This is a genomic window from Brevundimonas sp. UBA7506 (genome assembly GCF_002479495.1).
In the GTDB taxonomy this organism is placed as follows: domain Bacteria; phylum Pseudomonadota; class Alphaproteobacteria; order Caulobacterales; family Caulobacteraceae; genus Brevundimonas.
Window position 1 is genome coordinate 481223 of the sequence record NZ_DLNQ01000005.1, and the last position, 21299, is coordinate 502521.

Sequence of the window (21299 nt, forward strand, 5' to 3'; positions counted from 1 at the left end):
GTTTCGGGCGGCGGCGTGCCACCCTTTTGAAGAGGCAGGGAGCGTAGGTTGCTCGCCGCTCGGCCGCAACCAGTGATGAATGAGGATCAGACATCTGATGATCGCGACGACCGTGGCCGCCGCTTTGGCGATTCTGACTCCGCCAACCCAGGACGTGCTGAACAGCACGCCAGCGCCTTACGCCTCCAGCCAGAATGGCGTCATCAGCGGCCAGGACATGGCCTTGTTCCAGCAAGGCCTGGCCTCGGCTCGCGCCCGCGACGTAATCGGCACGCAGTCGATCATGAGCCGCATTTCCGATCCCACGGCGAAGAAGCTGGTCGAATGGGCTCTGGTCGACACCTCGGATAAGCAGCTTTCCTACACCGACCTGGCCCGGGCCCAGACCGACCTCGCCAACTGGCCGCGGGGTGATTCGCGCCGGGCCGCGGGCGAACGCGCGCTGAACCTGGCCAACGCCTCGCCCGACGCGGTCATCGCCTTCTTCAACGGCTCCGAGCCCACGACCGCCGAGGGCGCCATCGCCCTGGCTGGCGCACTGGAGCAAAAGGGACAGCGTCGCGAGGCCCAGGCCTTGATCCGCGACTGGTGGCGCAACCGCTCCTTCGAGGAAGCGCAACAATCCGTCATCGCCAACCGCTGGGGCGGATGGTTCAATACCGACGACCACGTCGCGCGCCTGAACATGCTGTTGCTTGGCCCGCACGGCCCGGCGACCCGCGCCATGACCGCCATGGTGCCCTCCGACCGCCAGGCCGTCGCCAGCGCCGCCATGGCCTTGCGCACCGCCTATTCGCCCGACGCCCTCGTCGCGGGCTTCAGCCCCGCCGTCGCCAACGACCCGGCCGTGGTGCTGGAGCGCGTCCGCCTGCTGCGCTCGGCTGGTCGTCAGTCCGAGGCCTTCCCACTCCTGTCCGCCCTGCCGGCCGCGCCCTCGCACAAGGAAGGCCAGGACACCCTGTGGAGCGAGCGCCGCAACTACTTCCTGGACGCTCTTCAACAGGGCAATGCCCGCGCCGCCTACGCCGCCATGAACGGCCACGGCTTCCCGTCGGGCGAGCGCAAGGTGGACGCCGAGTTCTTCGCCGGCTGGGTCGCCCTGACCAAGCTGAACGATCCGGCCGCCGCCGCCCAGCATTTCGAAATTCTGCGCAATAGCTCCTCAACCCCGATCACCCAGGGCCGCGCCCTCTACTGGCTGGGTCGCGCCGCCGAGGCGCGAGGCGACCGCGCGGGCGCGCAAGCCTGGTACAAGGCGGGCGCCGAGCACTGGCAGACCTTCTACGGCCAACTCGCCGCCGAAAAGGCCGGAATCACCACCCTGACCCTGCCGGGCGAACCCGCCCCTACGCCCGAGGACGTCAACCGCTTCGAGGGCAATGAGGTCGTGCGGGCCACCCGCATCCTGGGCGCGGCGGGCGAAAAGACCCTGCTGCGGGTCTTCGCCTATCACCTCGACGACACCCTCCCCTCGCCCTACGACCTGACCCAGTTGTTCGACCTGATGCAGGGTTACGGCGACCAGTTCGGTTCCATGATGGTGGGCCGCGCCGCCAGCCAGCGCGGCTTCGTCATGCCCGAGCGTATGTATCCCGTTCGAATGCCGCCCCAGACCTCGGGCGCCGCGCCGCTGGAGTTCACCCTGGCCATCACCCGTCAGGAATCCAGCTTCGATCCCCTGGCCCGTTCGCACGCCGACGCGCGCGGCATGATGCAGCTTCTGCCCGCCACCGGTCAGGGCGTGGCCCGCCGCATGGGCATCGGCTTCTCGTCCGAACAGCTGTGGGACCCGGACGCCAACATGCGCCTGGGCAGCTATCACCTCGGCGAGCTGATCAACAACTTCGGCGGTTCGCCGCTCCTGGCCACGGTCGGCTACAACGCCGGTCCCGCCCGCCCGCCGCAGTGGGTGGCCCGTTGCGGCGACCCCCGCAGCCAACAGGTGGACCCCATCGACTTCATCGAGTGCGCCCCCTTCACCGAGACGCGCAACTACATGATGCGGGTGATGGAGAACATGCAGGTCTATCGCGCCCGCCTGAACGGCGGTTCCGCCCCGCTGACGCCCTCCGCCGACCTGGCGCGCGGCACGCCGCCCAACAGCGGCCCGCGCGCCTACCAGCCTTAAGCCAAACGACGGGCCGCCAGCAGCGGCCCGTCCGGCGCCTCGATCCAGACCCCGTCCAGATGGAAGGCCGCGCGCAGCACCGCTGGCGACAGAGCCTCGACCGGCGCCGCATCCGCGACCACCCGTCCCGCCTCCAGCACCACCACACGATCCGCGATCCGCGTCGCCAGCGTCAGGTCGTGCAGGCTGACCAGCACCCCTCCGCCCGCATCGGCTCGCGCCCGCAGACGCTCCAGCACCAGAAGCTGCGCATCCGGGTCCAGCCCGGCGATCGGCTCGTCCGCCAGCAACAGCGGGGCTTGAACCACCAGGGCCCGCGCCAGCAGGACTCGCGCCCGCTCGCCCCCCGACATCTCGGCCACTCCGCGTTCGGCCAGATGCCCAGCCCCGACTTCGTCCAGCGCCGCGCGCGCCCGTTCGAGAGCCGCATCCCCCGACAGGAAAGGCGCGCCCAGCGCCGCCACCTCAAGGGCCGGCAGATTCCAGGCGATATGCCGTTCCTGCGGCAGATAGGCCGCCCGCGCCGCGCGCTCCCGCTCGGATAGCCGGCGCACATCTTCACCGCCCAGCTTGGCCACGCCGGCTTGCAAGGGCGTCAGGCCCAGGCCCGCCCGAATGGCGCTGGACTTGCCCGCCCCGTTCGGGCCGCACAGGGCCACCAGTTCGCCTGCCGCCACCGACAGGCTGACCCCGTTCAGCACCGTCGCCGCACCCATGCGCGCAACAACGCCGTCCAGTTCCAGCAAGGCGCTCACAGCCGCCACTCCCGCGCCGCGCGCCATGCGATCAGGGCGAACAGCGGGGCCCCGACCAGGGCCGTGAACACGCCCAGCTTCAGTTCCTGATCCGTCGGCGTCAGCCGCGCCGCCAGATCGGCCAGCACCAAGATCAACCCACCGGTCAGCGCAGAAGGCAGCAGCAGCCGTCCCGGATCGCCGCGGACGGCCGCCCGCACCAGATGCGGCGCCGCGAGACCGACGAAACCGATCACCCCGGCCACAGCCACCGCCGCCCCCGCCGCGACCGCCGAGGCGATCAGGGCCAGAACCCGCATCCGCCCCATCGACAGGCCTGAGGCCCGCGCCGCCTCCTCGCCGAGCGTCAGCATCCGTAGGCCCGGCGACGCCTGCGCAGCAAAGAGAGCAGCCACGACCAGCGCCGGCGCGACCCAAGCAACGTCGATCCAGCTGCGGTTCTGTACCGAACCCAGCAGCCAGTTCATCACCTCTGCCGAGGCGATCGGCGACGGCGACAGGTTGAAGATCAGGGCCGTTAGGGCGCCCGCAAAACTCGACAGCGCCACCCCGAACAGGATCAGCGCCTCGGGCGCTCGCACCCTGGCGGCGATGGCGACCAGCAGCAGCCCCGCCAGCGCCGCCCCGATCAGGGCCGCGCCCTCGACCAGTCCGGGAATGGCCGCCGCTCCCAGCACGATGGCCCCCGCCGCGCCCAGCGCCGCCGTGGCCGACACGCCCAGCACGCCCGGGTCCGCCAGCGGGTTCCGCAACAGGCCTTGCAGCACCGCCCCCGCCAGCCCCAGCGCCGCCCCGACCATCAGGGCGCAGACCGCGCGCGGCGCCCGCACCTGCCACAGCACCTCGCCCGGTCCCGAGGCGGGATCGACCAGGGCCTGCCCATACTGGGCGGCCGACAGCGTCGTCTCTCCCAGCAACACCGCCCCGACCAATGCCAGCAGGGTGGCCGCCGACAATCCTAGGTTCAGGCCCAAATGTCTGTTCATCGCGCGGCCTCCGCCAGCAAAGCCGCCGCGTCAGCCGCGAACCAGGCCGGACAGCTCAGCGTCGAAGCCGGCAAATCAGCCACCGTCCGTCCCTTGGCCGCGCGCGCCACCACTGGATGCCGTCCCGGGCCACGCCAGTCCGCCCGCCATTGCTGGAAGAAGCCCCGCACGAACAGGACCGGCGGGCTCAGGGCGATCTTCTCGATCCCCAGCGGCTGATAGCCCGATCCGGTCACGCCGTTGCGGAACCCCGCCGCCTTCAAGATGGCATCGATCAGCGACCCCGATCCGGTGGTGTAGCCGCCGGGCGTGACATAGACGGCCTCTCGGCCCCGCCCCGCGCCCGCCGCCTGGACCAGTCGCCGATCCATATGGGCGATCAGGGCCGCGCCCCGCGCTTCCTGTCCCAAGCCGTGCGAGACAGCCCTCAGGTTCTCGCGAACGCCGTCCATGTCGGTCGCGTCATTGATGGCCAGCACACGCGTCCCGCGCTTTTCCAGCGCCGCCAGAAGACGCGGCTCGCCGCCCCAGTAGCGGACCGCCACGTCGGGCTGAAAGCCGATGACCGCCTCCAGCGTCGGTCGAACTCGCGGGCGTCCCCGCGCCGCCTGCCGCATCCAGGAATCCGGGTCGTCCGCCCGCGACGACAAGGCCAGCGTCGCCTCGGGCGCCAAGGCCAGCACATACTGATCCGCGCACTGGTCCAGCGACAGCACTCGCAACGGCCGCGCCTCAGCGACACCGGGCAACAACATCACCAGTCCCATGAGGACGGCGCGCGTCTGAATCACGATTGGAGCAGCCCCGCGAACAGAGCGTCCATCTGGACGCGGACCAGCTCATCGCGATCCACCCAATCAAAATAGGGCTTGGTGATCATAAGGGAAACAATGCCGTGCCCGCTGGCCCAGATCACCTGGGCGATGGCGCGCGGATCGCCCTTCATTCGCCCGGTGGCCACCGCCTCCTCCACCACAGACGTAAAGGATCGAAACAGTTCGAAGCCCGTCTCCTGCGCCACCGTCTCGGCGCCCTCGCGCGCCTCAACCGGCCGAGTGAGATAGGTCAGGCGATAAGCGTTCGGGTTGTCGAAGCCGAAGCGCACATACCCTTCGATCATCCTCCGTAACCGAACATCGGCAGGCGCCGGTTCCGCCGTGATCCCTTCATGGGTCGCGATCAGAGTCTCGAAGGCGCCGCGACAAATTTCGTGCAGGATCGCGGCCTTGTCAGGGAAGTGCATGTAGAGCGCCGTCGATGACAAGCCGACCTCATCCGCAATTTTGCGGATAGTCGCCCCCTCATAACCATGCTCGACAAAAATGCGCTCCGCCGCAGCCAGGATTTCCGCGCGTCGCGCATAGCCTTCACCCTTGGGCTTGCGCGCTGATCGGGGCGTGGGGAGCAATGAACCGGGCAATCCAGACTCCATGGCTGGGATCCCCGCTTGAATAGCCGGAATGGCTGAGTCCGCCAATCGCTTGCACTCAAAGAACAATGATCTTAACAAATTCGCATTTGCAGCGGGTCGGGGGACTTCGCCCATGCGCAACAGACAAGTTCAAGGAAAAGCCAACCACACGGCATGCGCTGCGCGGACCACAGTAACGCGCGCTCAACTCATTGTTTTTTCGGGCTCGACGGCAGGGGTAGTCGCCAGCTTATTCCTGTCACCCTACATCGCGCCCCTGATCCTGATCGCCATACAACTCGGCTTTCTGAGCGTCGCCGGCTGGCGGCTCATGACATTGCTGACACGGCTTCCCTCGAGCCCCCAGCATCCTGCTCCTGCCATTTGGCCTCGGTATACAATCATCGCGGCTCTCTATGACGAAGCGGCCGTCTTGCCCCAACTGGTCGAGCGTCTTGGCCGGATAGATTACCCCGAAGACCGTCTTGAGGGTTTCCTTGCTCTGGAGGCCGACGACAGCGTCACTATCGCCGCTGCCTTGGCGACCGAGCGCCCAGATTGGTTGAAGGTGCTGATCGTTCCGCCAGGCTCGCCGAACACAAAGCCCCGCGCGTTGAACTTCGCCCTGTCAGTCGCAAGCGGCGATCTGGTGACAATCTATGACGCCGAGGACGACCCGGACCCTCTCCAGCTTCGAGAGGCCGCCGCTCGTTTCGCGGTCGAAGAAAACGACCTGGTATGTCTTCAGGCGCCGCTGCGCATTCAGCGACGCGACAAACGTAAAAGCGCATCGCCCTTCCTGGATGTACAGTTCGCAGCGGAGTACGCCGCGCTTTTTGAGGTGACCCTGCCAGCCATGGCGGCCTTGGGTCTGCCGTTTCCGCTTGGAGGGACCAGCAATCATTTCCGCGCCTCCGCTCTTCGCACTCTCGGCGGTTGGGATGCCTGGAACGTGACGGAAGACGCCGACCTCGGCTTCCGTATCTGGCGTTCCGGAGGACGCATGGGGATGCTGGAGCGTCCGACATATGAAACGCCGCCCGGCGCCTTGCGGCTCTGGTTGCCCCAACGTACGCGCTGGCTAAAGGGACATCTGCAGACACTGGCGGTTCATACTCGCAGCCTGGGCGGAATGGGATGGCGTGGCTGGTCCGCCCTGGGCCTGACCCTTGGCGCAGGCTGCGCCTCTGCCGCCATCCATGCCGCTTCTTTCGCATGGATCGGCGTCGTGGCGCTGGCGTCGATTGTCAGCGGCCAGCTTCCGCCTGCACCTCCATTGGGAATGAGCGTGCTGATAGCCGGTGTGGCGACAGCATGGCTGGCCAAGCTGACGGGAGCGCGCCGCGCCGGCGTTCGCTACGGATTAAGGGAAATGGCCGCGTCGCCTGCCTACTGGTGCCTGCTGAGTCTGGCGTTCGTTCATGCAGCCTTTCGGCTCGTCACTGAACCTCACCGATGGGACAAAACTCCCCACTCTCCCGACGTCGCGCCCATCGAAGACATCAATGACGCCGTGGGTGCTGGACGAGCAGCGGCCTGAGCGCCTATCAGCCGCACATGGCTCCCGTTCTCTCCTCCACGCCCGAAACCCTCGTCACGCGAGGCTGGTCGGACTACGCCCTGATCGACAGCGGCGACGGTCGCAAGCTGGAGCGGTATGGCCGCTACACCGTCGTTCGCCCCGAGCCTCAATGTTTCTGGAAGGCCCACCACGAAACCGCCTTCGAGCAGGCCAACGCCATGTTCGACCCGCAGCAGGAGGAAGAGGATTCCGGCCGCTGGCGCTTCGACCAGCACGGCCCGATCGACGCCTTTCCCCTGAAATGGCGCGACGTGCGTTTCATGGGGCGCTTCACCCCCTTCCGCCACCTGGCCTTCTTCCCCGAGCAGGCGGCCAACTGGGATTGGCTGGACGCGCGCGTTCGCACCCTGCAGCAACCCAGGATCCTGAACCTGTTCGGCTACACCGGCGTGGCCAGCCTGGCCTGTTCGGCGGCGGGCGCTCACGTCACCCACGTCGACGCCTCCAAGAAGTCGGTCGCCTATGCCCGTGAGAACGCCGAGCTGTCGGGTCTGTCCGACCGACCGATCCGCTGGATCGTCGAGGACGCCCGCAAGTTCGTGGCGCGCGAGGTCCGTCGCGGCAGCAAGTACGACGGCATCATCCTGGACCCGCCCAAATATGGTCGCGGCGCCAATGGCGAGGTCTGGCGTCTGTTCGAGGACATGCCGGATCTGCTGAAGGACTGCGCGTCCTTGTTGTCCGACGACGCCTCCTTCCTGCTGCTGAACGCCTATGCGGCGCGGATTTCCGGCCTATCGCTGGCCCACATGATGGCTGAGGCGACCCATGATCGCGGCGGGCGCATCGACTGGGGAGAACTAGCCCTGTCCGAAGACGGTCCGAGCGCCCGTTCCATCGGCCTGTCCTTCTTCGCGCGCTGGAGCGCCTGACATGGTCGAGCGCGTCATCACCTCCCTGACCAACGACACCATCAAGTCGATCCGCGCCCTGCACATGCGCAAGGAACGCGACCTGACCGGCCGCTTCCTGGCCGAGGGTCTGAAATTCGTCGGCGAAGCCCTGGATCAGGGCCGCGCTCCGGTCATGCTGCTGGTCGGCGACGAAGCTCGCCCTCACCCCCTGCTGGATCGCGCCAAGGCCGAGACCATCAAGGCCGGCGGTCAGATCATCGTCGTCACCCACGCCATCCTCGAAAAGATCAGCCGTCGCGACAATCCTCAGACCGTGCTGGGCGTGTTCGAGCAGGTCTATACGCCGCTGGACGCCATCCAGCCCGAGGCCAAGCCCTGCTGGGTGGCGCTGGAGCAGGTGCGCGATCCGGGCAACCTCGGCACCATCATCCGCACGGCGGATTCCGCCGGCTGCGGCGGGGTCATCCTGATCGGCGACTGTGTCGATCCCTTCTCGGTCGAGGCCGTGCGCGCCACCATGGGCTCGGTCTTCGCCGTCTCCATCAGCAAGGCGACGCGTGGGGAATTCCTGGCCTGGCGCGCCAAGTGGCCGGGCAGCGTCATCGGCACCCGTCTGGATGCGAAACACGGCTATCGCGACAGCCCCGTCCGGCATCCGGCCCTGATCATGATGGGCAACGAACAGGCCGGGCTGACCGATGAACTGGCCGCCGCCTGTGACCTGAACGTCAAGATTCCCATGCGCGGCCGGGCCGACAGCCTGAACCTGGCTATCGCCACCGGCATCATGGTCTATGCCGTGACTGATGCAGCCTACGGCACAGACATCTAGGGCTCACGCCTCGCCGTCTGTCCTGATCCGATTCATGCCCAGCAGGGCCAGGATGGTCAGGACGGCGGCGACCGCCAGATAGGCGCCTACCGCCTGCAAGCCGTAACGCCCGGCCAGCCAGGTCGCCGCGAACGGCGCCAGCGATGCGCCGAGAATCCCCGCCAGATTGAAGGTCATCGACGCCCCAGTATAGCGCACCGCCGTCGGGAAAGGCCGCGCCAAGGCCGCGCCCAGCGGGCCATAGGTGCAGCCCATCAGGCTGAAGCCGATGATGAAGAAGGCCACCACTCCGGTCAGCCCCCCGCCACCGAACAGGGGCGCCAGCACCAGTCCGAACAGGGCGATAGCGATGGAGGTCGCCAGGAGCGTCCGCCCCTGCCCCCAGCGATCCGCCGCCAGCGCCGCCAGCGGGATGAACAGGCCGAAGAAGCAGACGCCCAGCAACTGGATGGGCAGGAACTGCTCGCGGGTATAGCCCATGGCCGTCGTGCCCCAGCCCAGGGCGAAGACGGTCATCAGGTAGAAGAGGACAAAGGTCGCCATCCCCGCTAGCGTCCCGGTCAGCAGGGCGAACTTGTGCCGCGCCAACAGGGTCAGGATCGGCGTCTCGACCCGCTCGGCCTTGTCGATGGTCTTCTTGAATTCGGGCGTTTCGGTGATGCGCAGCCGAACCCACAGGCCGACAAGGACCAACAGCGAACTGGCGATGAAGGGAATGCGCCAGCCCCAGCTTAGGAACTGCTCGTTCGGCAGGGTCGCCGTCAGGATGATGAAGCTCAAGGTCGACAGGACGAAGCCGATCGGCGCGCCCAGCTGCGGGAACATGCCATACCAGGCCTTCTTGCCCGGAGGCGCGTTCTCGGTCGCCAGCAGCACCGCGCCGCCCCACTCGCCGCCCAGACCCAGGCCCTGACCGAACCGGCACAGGGCCAGCAGCAGGGGGGCGACCACGCCGACCGAATGCCAGGTCGGCAGCAGGCCGATCGCCACCGTCGACAGCCCCATCGTCATCAGGGCCGCGACCAGCGTCGCCTTGCGCCCCACCTTGTCGCCGAAATGGCCAAAGACGACCGCCCCGACCGGCCGCGCGAAGAAGGCGATGGAGAAGGTGGCGAAGGACGACAGCATGGCCGTCGTCGCGTCCTCCCCGGGGAAGAACAGGGCCGGAAACACCAGCACCGCCGCCGTCGCGTAGATGTAGAAGTCAAAGAACTCGATCGTGGTGCCGATCAGGCTGGCGAACAGAATTCTCCGCTTGGAGGCGATGGGCGGTGAGAGTTTAGCGTCGACCACGCGAAATCCTTGCATTGCTGCACGGTCATTGCGCCGCGTCACGCGCTATCGTCAAGGTGAGGCCTCAGGTCCCGCGCGGCTTGGCCCGGCTGGTGGCCTCTGCGTTGGCGGGATCTTCCGGCCAGGGATGGCGCGGATAGCGACCGCGCATCTCGCTGCGCACCGCCGCCCATGACCCGGCCCAGAAGCCCGGCAGGTCCTTGGTCACCTGCACCGGCCGCCGCGCCGGGGACAGCAAGGATAGCGTCAGCGGCACGCGCCCGCCGCCGACCGTGGGATGCGCCTTCACTCCGAACAGTTCCTGAACCCGGATTTCGACGCGCGGCCCGCCCTCGGCGGCGTAGTCGATGCTGGCCGACCCCAGCGGCGTGGTCAGTCGCGGCGGAGCCAGGTCATCCAGCTTGCGCTGCAAGTCCCAGGGGATCAGCCCCCGCAGGGCCTCGGCCAGCTTGCCATCGCCGATGTCGCCCAGCGACCGCGCCCCGTCCAGCAGCGGCCACAGCCAGTCTTCGCGCTGGGCCAGCAGGCCCTCGGCCGACAGATCCGGCCAGGTCGAATCCAGCCCATGCAGGAAGGCCAGTCGCGCCCGCAGCGCCGCGGCCTGCTCGCCCCAGTTCAGCGCCGACAACCCGCCCGCCTCGAGCTCGGACTTCAGCGCCGCCGTCATGGTCGCCCGGTCCGGCGCGCCGACGACCTTTTCGTCCAGCACCAGCGCCCCGATCCGGCGGATGCGGCGGATCACCGGCTTGCCCGAGGGCTCGCGCGCCAAGCGGTCCTCGACCTCGATCCGGTGGGCCAGATCGGCCTCCAGCGTCGCCGCATCCAGCGCCGCCGCCAGCCGGATGCGGTCGCGCGCATCTCCGCCGCCCATTTCCGCCACCGCCAGCCAAGGCTCGCGCGCCATATGCTCGGTCGGATCAAGGAAGGCCCCGCGCCCGGAGGCCAGCAGCACCTCGCCCGGCTTGCCCCGCGCCCGCGCGATCCGCTCGGGGAAGGCCTCGGCCAGCAGCAGGCCCGCGTCCGCCTCGCCGCCTGCACCGCCGCCCGCCGCTCGCGCCCAGCGGTCGGCCAACTTCATCGCGTCACGGGCGCGCGGCGAGCGATCCCGCTCCAGCCCCTTCAAACGATCGTGCAGATCAACGGCGTTGCCGCCCAGACCCGGCTCGCTCAGCACCGCCGCGATCTTCGCGCCGCCCAGAGCGTCGTCCTGATCCGAGGCCACAGCCACCATGTGCGCCAGTCGCGGCGGCAGCGGGATGCGCGTCAGCCGCCGTCCATGGCCCGTCAGGTCACCCTTCGCGTCCAGCGCCCCCAGCCGGGTCAACACCTTCCGCGCCTCGGCCAGCGCCCCGGCGGGCGGCGGATCCAGCAGGGCCAACCCCTCGACCGACTTCGCGCCCCAACGCGCCAGGTCCAATGCAAAGGCGGTCAGGTCGGCTTCCTGAATCTCAGGCCGCTGATGCGGGATCAGACCCCGCGTCTGTTCCTCGTCCCACAGGCGATAGCAGACGCCCGGCTCGACACGGCCGGCTCGACCGCGCCTCTGTTCGGCCGATGATCGGCTGACCTTGACCGTCGCCAGTCGCGTCAAGCCGCTGGACGGCTCGAACCGCGGCACGCGCGACAGGCCGCCGTCGATCACCACCCGCACGCCCTCAATGGTCAGGCTGGTCTCGGCCACCGAGGTCGCCAGCACGACCTTCCGCCGTCCGGGCGGCGCCGGCTCGATGGCCCGGTCCTGCTCGCCCTTGTCCAGCGCGCCATAGAGAGCGACGATATCCACCGACGGATCGCGCAGCCGCTCATTCAAACGCTGAACCGTGCGGTGAATCTCGCCCTGCCCCGGCAGGAAGACCAACACCGACCCGCTCTGATCGCTCAGCGCCTGCATGACCGCCCGCGCCACGGCGTCCTCGAATCGGTCGGCGGCGTTTCGGCCCAGATAGAGGGTCTCGACCGGGAACATCCGCCCCTCGGCCTCAATCACCGGCGCGCCATCGAGCAGCTTCGACACCCCCGCGATATCCAGCGTGGCCGACATGACCAGCAGCCGCAGGTCGTCGCGCAGCACCGACTGGCTCTCGCGCGCCAGGGCCAGTCCCAGATCGGCGTCCAGACTCCGTTCGTGGAATTCGTCGAACAGGACGGCGCCGACGCCTTCCAGCGCCGGATCGTCGAGAATCATCCGCGTGAAGACGCCCTCGGTGATGACCTCGATCCGCGTTTCGGGGCCGACGCGGCTCTGCAGCCGGGTGCGATAGCCGACGGTTTCGCCCGCCCTCTGACCCAGGCTCGCCGCCATCCGGTCGGCCGCCGCCCGCGCCGCCAGACGACGCGGTTCCAGAACCAGCACCTTGCCCTCGCCAAGCCATGCCTGATCCAGCAAGGCCAAGGGCACGACCGTAGTCTTGCCCGCCCCAGGCGGGGCGGCCAGGACGACCGCATTGGTGGCGGCCAAGGCCGCTTTCAGCGGCTCCAGTACGGCGTGAATCGGCAGCATCAGATGGGCTCTAGCCGCAACAGCACTGTTCACGAAAGCGTCGTCGTCGCTTCATCCAACCGAAACCGCGTTGCGCGCAGCTCTTCGGATGGTTAGCGTCCGCCCCCAAGAAGACGACCCGGGAGGGGTCGTTGCGTAATTGGGGGCGCGACTTCATGTCCGCAGACGGCGTAAAGCCAGCCGGCAACCGGCTATTTCTTAAAAAATCCATTGCCCAGATCCAGAAGGAAGCCGCCAAGAGCGAGCTGAAACGGACCCTGGGCCCGTTGAATCTGATGAGCCTGGGCATCGGCGCCATCATCGGCGCCGGCATCTTCGTGCTGACGGGTCAGGTGGCCTCGGCCAACGCCGGCCCGGCCATCATGCTGTCCTTCGTGGTCGCCGGCTTCGCCTGCGCCCTCGCTGGCCTGTGCTATGCTGAACTGGCTTCGACCATGCCGGTGTCCGGCTCGGCCTACACCTACGCCTACGGCACCCTGGGCGAGGTCTTCGCCTGGATCATGGGCTGGCTGCTGGTCCTCGAGTACGGCGTCGCGGCATCGACCGTCGCGGTCGGCTGGTCCGGCTATGTCGTGTCGATCATGAACGACTTCGGCCTCAGCGCCAGTCTGTTCCCGACGATCCAATATGCGGGCGGCGAAGGGCCCCAGTGGGCCACCCCCCTGGTCCAACTGGTCCAGAACGCCGGCGCGACCTCCTTCCCGATGACGGGCACCTTCAACCTGGTCGCGGCTGTCGGCATCGCCGCCGTGTGCGGCCTGCTGGTGCTGGGCGTGTCGGAATCGGCGAACATCAACAACGCCATCGTGGTCATCAAGATCATCGTCCTGCTGACCTTCATCGCCGTCGGCATCCAGTACATCAACCCGGACAACTGGGTCCCCTTCATCCCCGAGCCCACCGGCCAGGCCGGTCAGTTCGGCGTCGGCGGCATCTTCCGCGGCGCGGCCATCATCTTCTTCGCCTATGTGGGCTTTGAAGCGGTTTCGACCGCCGCCGCCGAAGCCAAGAACCCGTCCAAGGACGTGCCGATCGGGATCCTGGGCGCCCTGTTCGTCTGCACCCTGATCTACATGGCGGTGGCCGCCGTCATGACCGGCGTGGTGCCCTATCTGGAGCTGGCGTCGCCGGCTCCGATCGCCGTCGCCATCGACCGCATGGGTCTGGAGTGGGCCAATGTTCCGCTGGCGGCCTCGCCCAGCGGTCAGCTGAACCTGATCGCCTTCCTGATCAAGATCGGCGCCATCACCGGTCTGTCCTCGGTCATGCTGGTGCTCTGCTACGGCCAGACGCGCGTCTTCTACACCATGGCCCGCGACGGCCTGCTGCCGAAGTCGTTCGCCAAGGTTCATCCCAAGTTCCGCACGCCATGGATCGGCACGATCGTCCTGGGCATCCTGATCGCCATCGCGGCGGCCTTCCTGCCCATCTCGATCCTGGGCGACCTGGTGTCGCTGGGCACCGCGACGGCCTTCGCCATCGTCTGCCTGTCGGTGATCGTCCTGCGCGTGAAGCACCCCGAGATGGAGCGTCCGTTCAAGGTGCCGGGCGGCATCTTCACAGCGGTTCTGGGTATCCTGGCCTGCCTCTTCCTGGCCAGCCAGAACCTGATCCCGATGTTCCAGCACGCCGCCGAGGACAACCCTCTGCCGCTGATGCTGCTCGGCGGTTACGCCGTCATCGGTGCGGTCATCTACGCCGCCTACGGCTTCTGGCACTCCAAGCTGGCCAAGGGCATCGACATCACCGAGGACGCCACGCTGGAAACGGCTGTGGAGGCCCTCGGCCACGGCGTCGACAACAAGAAGGACTGATCCCTTCGGGACAACCTTCATGGCCTCAAGCTGCGTAAGCGTGATAGGCTCAAAAAGAGAAAGGCCCCGGAGAAATCCGGGGCCTTTTTCCCATCAGAACCAACCTTGTCAGTTGCCCAATCCGCTGCCCTCGCCTACAGGCATTCGCCTACCTATGCGGATGTGGCGGAACTGGTAGACGCACCAGATTTAGGTTCTGGCGCCGAGAGGCGTGGAGGTTCGAGTCCTCTCATCCGCACCACGGGCTTCAGCCGGAATAGAGCTCGGCCAGCACCGCCGGGATCAGGTCCGGCAAATCTTCGGCGATCAGCCCCGGCCCGAAACGATGCGCTGCATCCGCGTGCATCCAGACCGCCGCACAGGCCGCGTCGAAGCTGTCCATATGCTGGGCCAGCAGCCCGCCGATCATTCCGGCCAGAACGTCGCCGCTCCCCGCCGTCGCCAGCCAGGGCGCCCCGTTGCCGTTGACCACGCAGCGTCCGTCCGGCGCGGCGATGACGGTGGCGCTTCCCTTGAGCACCAGGACGCATCCCGCCCGCCCGGCGGCCTCCTGCGCCGCCGACGCGCGTCCCTCGGCCAACAGTTCCGGAAACAGACGCTCGAACTCGCCCTCGTGCGGGGTCAGGACGTCATCGCGATCCAGACTGGCGAACAGATCGCCCGGCCGGTCACGGAACAGGGTCAGGGCGTCGGCGTCGATCACCAGGGCCGCTCCTGTCCGCGCCAGCGCCGCAACATTGGCCGCCGTCGCCTCGGTCAGTCCCGCCGCCGGGCCGATCACCACGGCGTCCATCGGCTCGGCCAACGCCGCCAGTTGATCGCCCGACACGAAGCTGGCCAGCATGACCGCCTCCAGCGCAGGCGCCAGCACCGGCGCAGCCTCGGGCGGGCAGAAGACCTTCACCAGTCCCGCCCCGATTCTCAGCCCCGCGCGCGCCGCCAGCCTTGCAGCGCCCGTCGAACAAGCCCCGCCGGACACCACGCCGAGGCGCCCGCGCGCATGCTTGTGCGCCTCGGCGCCGGGCCAGGGCAGTCGGCTTTGCCATGTCATGGGGTCGTTGATCGGGTTCATGATCGAATTCCGTTCACGGATGGCCTCTACGCACGAAAATTGCTTGCCTTATTGTGCGATGCAATGTCCCTTTACCCCCCGAGCGTCGGACCAACCAAGGGAGCCGGCTCGGGACTCGCCATGAAGAAGATTGAAGCCGTCATCAAGCCATTCAAGCTGGATGAAGTGAAAGACGCTCTCCAGGATATCGGAGTGCAGGGCATGACCGTGCTGGAGGCCAAGGGATATGGCCGCCAGAAAGGCCATTCCGAGCTTTATCGCGGCGCCGAGTACGTCATCGACTTCCTGCCCAAGATCAAGATCGAGGTCGTCGTGGCCGATGATCTGGCTCCGGCTGTGATCGACGCCATCCAGACCGCAGCCCGCACTGGCAAGATCGGCGACGGAAAGATCTTTGTTTCCTCGCTCGAGGACGTGATCCGCATCCGCACCGGCGAAACCGGCGCCCAGGCTATCTGACCCACCACCACGGCCGTCCCGCAAGGGCGGCCGCTTTTCGTTTCTCCTCCCCGAACTGACAGGACTTCGAGAATGAGCGCCGCCCAAAAGATCCTTCAAGAGATCAAGGAAAAAGACGTCCAGTACGTCGACATCCGTTTCACCGATACGCGCGGCCGCCTGCAGCACGTGACCTTCGATATCGACATGGTCGACGAAGATTTCCTGGAAGAAGGCACCATGTTCGACGGCTCGTCGATCGCGGGCTGGAAGGCCATCAACGAGTCCGACATGCTGCTCAAGCCGGACCTGTCGCGCGCCTACATCGACCCCTTCTACCAGCAGACGACGCTGTTCCTGTTCTGCGATGTCCTGAGCCCCGACACGGGCGAGCCCTACAACCGCGACAGCCGCTCGATGGCCAAGAAGGCCCTGGCCTATGTCCAGTCGTCGGGCGTGGGCGACGTGGTCTATTTCGGCCCGGAAGCCGAGTTCTTCATCTTCGACGACGTGCGCTGGAACACCGCCCCGCACAACACCGGCTACAGCTTCGACTCGATCGAACTGCCGTCCAACACCGGCGCTGAATACGCCGAGGGCAACCTGGGCCACCGTCCCGGTCACAAGGGCGGATACTTCCCGGTCAACCCGGTCGACTCCGCCCAGGACCTGCGCGGCGAGATGCTGGGCGTGATGAAGGACCTAGGCATGGACCCGGAGAAGCATCACCACGAGGTCGCCCCGGCGCAGCACGAACTGGGCCTGAAGTTCAGCGACCTGCTGACCATGGCCGACCGTCTGCAGCTCTACAAATACGTGATCCACAACGTGGCCGCGGCCTACGGCAAGTCGGCGACCTTCATGGCCAAGCCCATGTTCGCCGACAACGGCTCGGGCATGCACGTCCACATGTCGATCTGGAAGGACGGCAAGCCCCAGTTCGCCGGCGACAAGTACGCCGGGCTGTCGCAGGAATGTCTGTGGTACATCGGCGGCATCATCAAGCACGCCAAGGCCATCAACGCCTTCGCCAACTCGACCACCAACTCCTACAAGCGTCTGGTGCCCGGCTATGAAGCCCCGGTGAAACTGGCCTATTCGGCCAGCAACCGTTCGGCCTCGATCCGCATCCCGCACGTCTCCTCGCCCAAGGCCAAGCGTCTGGAGGCCCGCTTCCCCGACCCGATGGGCAACCCCTACCTGACCTTCGTGGCCCTGCTGATGGCGGGCCTGGACGGCATCGAGAACCGCATCGATCCGGGCGCGGCCGCCGACAAGAACCTCTACGACCTGCCGCCGGAAGAGCGCGGCTCGATCCCCGAGGTCGCCGGTTCGCTGAAGGAAGCCCTCGAAGCCCTCGACGCCGACCGCGCCTTCCTCAAGAAGGGCGGCGTCATGGATGACGACTTCATCGACAGCTACATCGCGCTGAAGTCGGAAGAAGTCGCCCGTCTGCAGCTGCACCCGCACCCGGTCGAGTTCGACATGTACTACAGCTGCTGATTCCACGATCGGTCTGACGATCAAGGCGCCGGGCGGAAACGTCCGGCGCCTTTTTCATGGCGGGAACAACCGCCCCTCTGCGCGGTTTGCCTGCTTAGAGGAGCGCGTCGCCATGCCGCATAAACACGCCGACACAGGTCGCTGGGGCGGCCCAGGGGCCAGTCAGGAAGACCGGGAAAAGCCCAGGCCCGACCCTCGGGTCAAGGACGCCGACGCACCGGACCATCTATCGCCCCGCAGCCAGATTTCGGGGGGCGGCGGCGAGGGCGACGTGCACAAAGGCCACTCAGCCAAGGCGAAACACGCCAAGCACGCCACGTCTCAGGAAAAGAAGCACGAGCGCGACGGTCGACATTAGCCGACCTTGCACTGACGAGGCCGTCAGACAGCTTCCGACGCATCCGCCTTCTTGCGGCGAAATTCGATGATGCGAACGCACCAGATCGAGACCTCGTAGAGCAGCACCATGGGCACGGCCAGCATCAGCTGGCTGATAGGGTCCGGCGGCGTGACCACGGCTGCGACCACGACCACGGCCACGATGGCGTAGCGACGGCCCTTGGCCATGACACTCGAACTGATGAGGCCCGCCAGTCCCAGCAGGGTCATGACGACCGGCAACTGGAAGCAAAGGCCGAAGGCCAGGATCAGAGCCGTCACCAGGTTCAGATAGTCCGACACCTTGGGCAACAGCTCGGCCGCAACGCCGTCGCCGATGATCTGCTGGCTCAGCGAGAACCACATGACGAACGGCAGCATGACATAATAGACCAGCGCCGCTCCCAGCAGAAACAGCACCGGCGCCGCGATCAGGAAGGGCAGGAAGGCGCCCTTCTCATTGCGATAAAGCCCCGGTGCGACGAAGCGGTACAATTGCCAGGCCAGAACCGGGAAGGCCACGATGACGGCGCCCAGACCGGCCAGCTTCATCTTGGTGAACAGGATTTCCAGAGGAGCCGTGTAGATCAGCTTGACGCTCTGGTGGTCCACATCGGGCACCGGGATCAGCCGCGCCGTCCCCAGAATCAGGTCGAACGGCGAGACATGGCCGTGCGCCCCCACCGTCTGGTGGAAGGCGGCGGACACCACATAGGGCTGGACCAGAAACAGGTAGAGCTTCTCGGAGAAGGCGAAGCAGCCGATGAAGGCGATCGCAAAGGCGACGACGCAGATCAACAGCCGCCCGCGCAGCTCGATCAGGTGATCCATCAGGGGCGCGCGCGAGGCCTCGATCTCGGCCTCGTCCCGGTCGAACGACGTCATTGATCGACCTTCTTCTTACGCACGGACTTGGGTTTGGGCGTTGCAGCTTCAGCGACGGCCTTGGCGGATTTCGCGGTCGGCTTGGCGGCGGTCTTTTTCGGAGCGCGCGCCGTCTTGGGCTTTGCAGCAGCCTTGGCCTTGGGTTCGGCGACAACCGTCTCGACGGCCGGTTCAGCCACGGGCTGGAACTCGTCCGGCCATTCATCGACGCCGGTCGAGACCATAGCAGGAGCGGCCAGGGCCGGGGCGTCCAGCGGAGCCTCCAGATCCTTGCGGATATCCTTGAAGGCCGCCTCGGCTTCGGCGCCGAGCGGGTGCATGCCCTGCCCCGACCGCAGCGCCTCGACCTCCTTGCGCAGGTCATCCAGCTCGGACTGGCGAGCCATTTCGTCGAAACTGGCGCGGAATTCGTTGGCCATGCCGCGCGCCTTGGCGACGAACTGACCGACCTTGCGCATCAGCATCGGCAAATCCTTGGGCCCCACGACAAGCAGGGCCACCAGACCGATGACAAGGATTTCGAACCCGCCGATTCCGGGGCCAAGACCACCCATGATTCAGCGTCTTTCTGCGACCGGCTTAGCGGTTCAGTTCTTCTTTTTCAGCCTCGGTGCGCGGCAGCGAGCTGACGCCTTCCTTCGGGCCCTTGGAATCAGTGTCGTCCTTCAGGCCGTCCTTGAAGGCGCGAATGCCCTTGGCGGCGTCGCCCATGATGCCGGACAGCTTGCCGCGTCCGCCGAAAAGGACCAGCACGACAACAACGACGATGGCCCAGTGCCAGATGCTCATGGAGCCCATGGCGTTACCTCCTCAAAGGGACCACGAACGCGGTCCCGTCCGACTGATTGTTGTGTGTCATATAGGCTGACTGATGGCGGCGCGCCAAGGGACGCTGTAGGCATCCCGCCATGAGTCTGGTCGATCACGTCATCATTCACACCGACGGCGCCTGCAAGGGCAATCCCGGCCCCGGCGGCTGGGGCGCCATTTTGCAGACCGGCGGCGGTCACGAGAAGGAATTGTGGGGCGGCGAGCCCAACACGACCAACAACCGCATGGAGCTGATGGCCGCCATCGCCGCGCTCGAGGCCCTGAAACGCCCCTGTCGCGTCGACCTGCACACCGACAGCAAATACGTCATGCAGGGCATCACCGAGTGGATCCGGGGCTGGAAGGCCCGTGGCTGGAAGACCGCCGACAAGAAGCCGGTCAAGAACGACGACCTGTGGCGCCGCCTGGACGAGGCCCGCAGCCGCCATGAGGTCAAATGGCATTGGGTGAAGGGTCACGCCGGCCACGTCCTGAACGAACGGGCCGACGCCCTGGCGAATCGCGGCGTCGACGATATGCGACGCCGCTAAGCCTCAGACGGAGCGCACCCGCAGGCGCGGACCATCCACCGATTCGACCACCACGCTTTCGCCGGCCAGGGGCGCCGCGCCCTCGATTTCGGCCGGCCATTCGGCTCCCGAGACGAAGACCCGGCCGCGCCCCTCGACAAAGGCCTCGACGACCCGCGCCCGTTCACCGACCAAACGCAGGTCCCGGTCGTTGATGTCGGGCTCGTCGACGGGGTTCACCCGCTTGATCAGACGGCGCGACAGGACCGTCGAGGCCACGGTCAGAGCGGCGAATATCCCGATCTCGACCGGCAGGCCCAGATTGGGCGCCAGTGCTGAGATCAGCGCCACGATCCCGGCAGAGACCGCAGGCCACAGCAGCCACTCGGTCGAGGCCGCCGCCTCGATGGCCAGCAGGACCACGCCCACCGCCAACCACAGCCAGAAAGGCTGGGCGGCGTAGAGGTTCAGAATCCAGTCCATGCCCTACTCCGTGGTCGGCACGGCGCCGCCGGGGCGGCGCGGCGCGGGGCGCGCCGGCGCAGCGGGCGCCGGGGCAGGACGAGCGACCGCACGCGTCTCCGTGCGGACATGTTGCTGTTCCTTGGCCAGACCGACCAGTTCGCCCAGACCGGCGATAGTGCCGACCAGACCACCCATCTCGGCGGGGACGATGACCGTCTTCTGCTGCGGGCTGCGAGCCAGTTCGGCGAAGGCTTCGACGTACTTCTGGGCCACGAAGTAGTTGATGGCGTTGACGTCGCCACGCGCGATGGCTTCCGACACCATGGCCGTCGCCTTGGCCTCGGCCTCAGCTTCACGCTCGCGGGCCTCGGCGTCGCGGAAGGCGGCTTCGCGGCGGCCCTCGGCCTCCAGGATCGCCGCCTGCTTGGCGCCCTCGGCGCGGGCGATGGCGGCCTGCTTCTCGCCATCCGCCTCGGTGATGACGGCGCGGCGTTCGCGTTCGGCCTTCATCTGACGCGCCATGGCGTTGGTGATGTCGGTCGGCGGGGTCAGGTCCTTGATCTCGATACGGTTAGCCTTGACGCCCCATGGCTCAGTCGCGGCGTCGATGACGTGCAGCAGGCGGGTGTTGATGGCGTCGCGCTGTGACAGCACCTCATCCAGCTCCATCGAGCCGACCACGGTCCGCAGATTGGTCATGCAGAGCTGGGCGATGGCGTAGGGCAGATCATCGACGCGATAGGCGGCGCGGGCTGCGTCCATCACCTGGATGAAGACGATGCCGTCCACCTTCACCATGGCGTTGTCCTTGGTGATGACCTCCTGGGTCGGGACGTCCAGCACCTGCTCCATCATGTTCATCCGCTTGCCGATGCGCTCGACGAACGGGGTCAGGATGCTGATGCCCGGCTTCAGCGTCTTGGTATATTTGCCGAAGCGTTCCACCGTGAATTCACGGCCTTGCGGCACGATCTTGATGACGCTGAACAGGAAGATGATCGCGAAGGCCGCGAACATCACAAAGAAGATAATCGAGAAATCCATAAGCCCCTCCGGTTACGAG

General features: G+C 67.0%; 21 protein-coding genes and 1 tRNA gene. 10 read left to right on the top strand and 12 right to left on the bottom strand.

Annotated elements, in window-relative coordinates:
* Nucleotides 1-97 precede the first annotated feature (97 nt).
* A complete protein-coding gene (locus tag B3K53_RS04140; RefSeq protein WP_292082829.1) occupies nt 98-2128 on the top strand; it encodes a lytic transglycosylase domain-containing protein in 2031 nt (676 codons plus the stop codon).
* Here the strand turns inward: B3K53_RS04140 and B3K53_RS04145 are convergent.
* From B3K53_RS04145 to B3K53_RS04160, 4 genes are read right to left on the bottom strand one after another with little or no spacing between them, the layout of a single operon-like run.
* Nucleotides 2125-2883 (bottom strand): ABC transporter ATP-binding protein, encoded by a 759-nt coding sequence (locus tag B3K53_RS04145; RefSeq protein ID WP_292082830.1) that lies wholly within the window; start codon nt 2881-2883, stop codon nt 2125-2127. The two genes, B3K53_RS04140 and B3K53_RS04145, sit on opposite strands and share 4 nt — an antisense overlap.
* The gene (locus B3K53_RS04150; protein WP_292082831.1) at nt 2880-3869 is read right to left on the bottom strand and encodes a FecCD family ABC transporter permease; all 990 of its coding nucleotides are present in this window, start codon (nt 3867-3869) and stop codon (nt 2880-2882) included. The genes B3K53_RS04145 and B3K53_RS04150 overlap by 4 nt, the downstream gene beginning before the upstream one ends.
* The gene (locus tag B3K53_RS04155) at nt 3866-4624 is read right to left on the bottom strand and encodes an ABC transporter substrate-binding protein (RefSeq protein ID WP_292082832.1); all 759 of its coding nucleotides are present in this window, start codon (nt 4622-4624) and stop codon (nt 3866-3868) included. The genes B3K53_RS04150 and B3K53_RS04155 overlap by 4 nt, the downstream gene beginning before the upstream one ends.
* A 32-nt stretch (nt 4625-4656) precedes the next feature.
* Entirely contained in the window at nt 4657-5301 is a 645-nt protein-coding gene (locus B3K53_RS04160; RefSeq protein ID WP_292082834.1) for a TetR/AcrR family transcriptional regulator, read from the bottom strand.
* 28 nt (nt 5302-5329) lie between these two features.
* Between B3K53_RS04160 and B3K53_RS04165 the strand changes: the two genes are divergently transcribed.
* From B3K53_RS04165 to B3K53_RS04175, 3 genes are read left to right on the top strand one after another with little or no spacing between them, the layout of a single operon-like run.
* Nucleotides 5330-6820 carry a glycosyltransferase family 2 protein gene (locus B3K53_RS04165; protein ID WP_292082835.1) on the top strand — a complete coding sequence of 497 codons (1491 nt, stop codon included), beginning with the start codon at nt 5330-5332 and terminating at the stop codon, nt 6818-6820.
* Between the two features lie 17 nt (nt 6821-6837).
* Nucleotides 6838-7734: a class I SAM-dependent methyltransferase gene (locus B3K53_RS04170; RefSeq protein ID WP_292082836.1), complete on the top strand. Its 897-nt coding sequence runs from the start codon at nt 6838-6840 to the stop codon at nt 7732-7734.
* Between the two features lies 1 nt (nt 7735).
* A complete protein-coding gene (locus B3K53_RS04175; protein ID WP_292082837.1) occupies nt 7736-8548 on the top strand; it encodes a TrmH family RNA methyltransferase in 813 nt (270 codons plus the stop codon).
* Between the two features lie 3 nt (nt 8549-8551).
* Here B3K53_RS04175 and B3K53_RS04180 read toward each other — a convergent pair whose 3' ends face one another.
* Both B3K53_RS04180 and hrpB read right to left on the bottom strand, forming a co-directional pair.
* Nucleotides 8552-9841: an MFS transporter gene (locus B3K53_RS04180; protein WP_292082838.1), complete on the bottom strand. Its 1290-nt coding sequence runs from the start codon at nt 9839-9841 to the stop codon at nt 8552-8554.
* 64 nt (nt 9842-9905) lie between these two features.
* Entirely contained in the window at nt 9906-12341 is a 2436-nt protein-coding gene (hrpB, locus tag B3K53_RS04185; RefSeq protein WP_292082839.1) for an ATP-dependent helicase HrpB, read from the bottom strand.
* 155 nt (nt 12342-12496) lie between these two features.
* On the opposite strand from hrpB, the gene B3K53_RS04190 reads away from it, so the two are divergent.
* Together B3K53_RS04190 and B3K53_RS04195 are read left to right on the top strand one after the other, a co-directional pair.
* A complete protein-coding gene (locus B3K53_RS04190) occupies nt 12497-14155 on the top strand; it encodes an amino acid permease (RefSeq protein WP_292082841.1) in 1659 nt (552 codons plus the stop codon).
* A gap of 156 nt (nt 14156-14311) precedes the next feature.
* Nucleotides 14312-14396 (top strand) — tRNA-Leu (locus B3K53_RS04195).
* A gap of 6 nt (nt 14397-14402) precedes the next feature.
* On the opposite strand, the gene B3K53_RS04200 is transcribed toward B3K53_RS04195, so the two are convergent.
* Entirely contained in the window at nt 14403-15227 is an 825-nt protein-coding gene (locus tag B3K53_RS04200) for an NAD(P)H-hydrate dehydratase (RefSeq protein WP_292082842.1), read from the bottom strand.
* Between the two features lie 120 nt (nt 15228-15347).
* On the opposite strand from B3K53_RS04200, the gene B3K53_RS04205 reads away from it, so the two are divergent.
* From B3K53_RS04205 to B3K53_RS04215, 3 genes are all read left to right on the top strand, one after another.
* The gene (locus tag B3K53_RS04205; RefSeq protein ID WP_292082843.1) at nt 15348-15686 is read left to right on the top strand and encodes a P-II family nitrogen regulator; all 339 of its coding nucleotides are present in this window, start codon (nt 15348-15350) and stop codon (nt 15684-15686) included.
* Nucleotides 15687-15758: 72 nt separating this feature from the next.
* Entirely contained in the window at nt 15759-17168 is a 1410-nt protein-coding gene (glnA, locus tag B3K53_RS04210) for a type I glutamate--ammonia ligase (protein WP_292082845.1), read from the top strand.
* 112 nt (nt 17169-17280) lie between these two features.
* Nucleotides 17281-17526 carry a hypothetical protein gene (locus tag B3K53_RS04215; RefSeq protein ID WP_292082846.1) on the top strand — a complete coding sequence of 82 codons (246 nt, stop codon included), beginning with the start codon at nt 17281-17283 and terminating at the stop codon, nt 17524-17526.
* Nucleotides 17527-17549: 23 nt separating this feature from the next.
* Here B3K53_RS04215 and tatC read toward each other — a convergent pair whose 3' ends face one another.
* The 3 genes from tatC to B3K53_RS04230 are packed head-to-tail and all read right to left on the bottom strand — an operon-like array spanning nt 17550 to nt 19229.
* Entirely contained in the window at nt 17550-18431 is an 882-nt protein-coding gene (tatC, locus tag B3K53_RS04220; RefSeq protein ID WP_292082847.1) for a twin-arginine translocase subunit TatC, read from the bottom strand.
* Entirely contained in the window at nt 18428-18985 is a 558-nt protein-coding gene (gene tatB / locus B3K53_RS04225) for a Sec-independent protein translocase protein TatB (protein ID WP_292082849.1), read from the bottom strand. Before tatB ends, tatC begins: the two co-directional genes overlap by 4 nt.
* Nucleotides 18986-19010: 25 nt before the next feature.
* Nucleotides 19011-19229 (bottom strand): twin-arginine translocase TatA/TatE family subunit, encoded by a 219-nt coding sequence (locus tag B3K53_RS04230; RefSeq protein WP_292082851.1) that lies wholly within the window; start codon nt 19227-19229, stop codon nt 19011-19013.
* Nucleotides 19230-19339: 110 nt separating this feature from the next.
* On the opposite strand from B3K53_RS04230, the gene rnhA reads away from it, so the two are divergent.
* Nucleotides 19340-19792: a ribonuclease HI gene (gene rnhA, locus B3K53_RS04235; RefSeq protein WP_409515770.1), complete on the top strand. Its 453-nt coding sequence runs from the start codon at nt 19340-19342 to the stop codon at nt 19790-19792.
* 3 nt (nt 19793-19795) lie between these two features.
* Here the strand turns inward: rnhA and B3K53_RS04240 are convergent, their stop codons facing one another.
* The gene (locus B3K53_RS04240) at nt 19796-20254 is read right to left on the bottom strand and encodes an NfeD family protein (protein WP_292082853.1); all 459 of its coding nucleotides are present in this window, start codon (nt 20252-20254) and stop codon (nt 19796-19798) included.
* A gap of 3 nt (nt 20255-20257) precedes the next feature.
* Nucleotides 20258-21280 (bottom strand): SPFH domain-containing protein, encoded by a 1023-nt coding sequence (locus B3K53_RS04245; protein WP_292082854.1) that lies wholly within the window; start codon nt 21278-21280, stop codon nt 20258-20260.
* Nucleotides 21281-21299 lie beyond the last annotated feature (19 nt).

Bases quoted from the DNA above. Each gene is read 5' to 3' on its own strand.
- B3K53_RS04140 (WP_292082829.1), top strand. From the start codon at position 98: ATGATCGCGACGACCGTGGCCGCCGCTTTGGCGATTCTGACTCCGCCA.
- B3K53_RS04150 (WP_292082831.1), bottom strand. From the start codon at position 3,869: ATGAACAGACATTTGGGCCTGAACCTAGGATTGTCGGCGGCCACCCTG.
- B3K53_RS04155 (WP_292082832.1), bottom strand. From the start codon at position 4,624: ATGTTGTTGCCCGGTGTCGCTGAGGCGCGGCCGTTGCGAGTGCTGTCG.
- B3K53_RS04160 (WP_292082834.1), bottom strand. From the start codon at position 5,301: ATGGAGTCTGGATTGCCCGGTTCATTGCTCCCCACGCCCCGATCAGCG.
- B3K53_RS04165 (WP_292082835.1), top strand. From the start codon at position 5,330: ATGGCTGAGTCCGCCAATCGCTTGCACTCAAAGAACAATGATCTTAAC.
- B3K53_RS04170 (WP_292082836.1), top strand. From the start codon at position 6,838: ATGGCTCCCGTTCTCTCCTCCACGCCCGAAACCCTCGTCACGCGAGGC.
- B3K53_RS04175 (WP_292082837.1), top strand. From the start codon at position 7,736: ATGGTCGAGCGCGTCATCACCTCCCTGACCAACGACACCATCAAGTCG.
- hrpB (WP_292082839.1), bottom strand. From the start codon at position 12,341: ATGCTGCCGATTCACGCCGTACTGGAGCCGCTGAAAGCGGCCTTGGCC.
- B3K53_RS04190 (WP_292082841.1), top strand. From the start codon at position 12,497: ATGTCCGCAGACGGCGTAAAGCCAGCCGGCAACCGGCTATTTCTTAAA.
- B3K53_RS04200 (WP_292082842.1), bottom strand. From the start codon at position 15,227: ATGAACCCGATCAACGACCCCATGACATGGCAAAGCCGACTGCCCTGG.
- B3K53_RS04205 (WP_292082843.1), top strand. From the start codon at position 15,348: ATGAAGAAGATTGAAGCCGTCATCAAGCCATTCAAGCTGGATGAAGTG.
- glnA (WP_292082845.1), top strand. From the start codon at position 15,759: ATGAGCGCCGCCCAAAAGATCCTTCAAGAGATCAAGGAAAAAGACGTC.
- B3K53_RS04215 (WP_292082846.1), top strand. From the start codon at position 17,281: ATGCCGCATAAACACGCCGACACAGGTCGCTGGGGCGGCCCAGGGGCC.
- tatC (WP_292082847.1), bottom strand. From the start codon at position 18,431: ATGACGTCGTTCGACCGGGACGAGGCCGAGATCGAGGCCTCGCGCGCG.
- tatB (WP_292082849.1), bottom strand. From the start codon at position 18,985: ATGGGTGGTCTTGGCCCCGGAATCGGCGGGTTCGAAATCCTTGTCATC.
- B3K53_RS04230 (WP_292082851.1), bottom strand. From the start codon at position 19,229: ATGGGCTCCATGAGCATCTGGCACTGGGCCATCGTCGTTGTTGTCGTG.
- rnhA (WP_409515770.1), top strand. From the start codon at position 19,340: ATGAGTCTGGTCGATCACGTCATCATTCACACCGACGGCGCCTGCAAG.
- B3K53_RS04240 (WP_292082853.1), bottom strand. From the start codon at position 20,254: ATGGACTGGATTCTGAACCTCTACGCCGCCCAGCCTTTCTGGCTGTGG.
- B3K53_RS04245 (WP_292082854.1), bottom strand. From the start codon at position 21,280: ATGGATTTCTCGATTATCTTCTTTGTGATGTTCGCGGCCTTCGCGATC.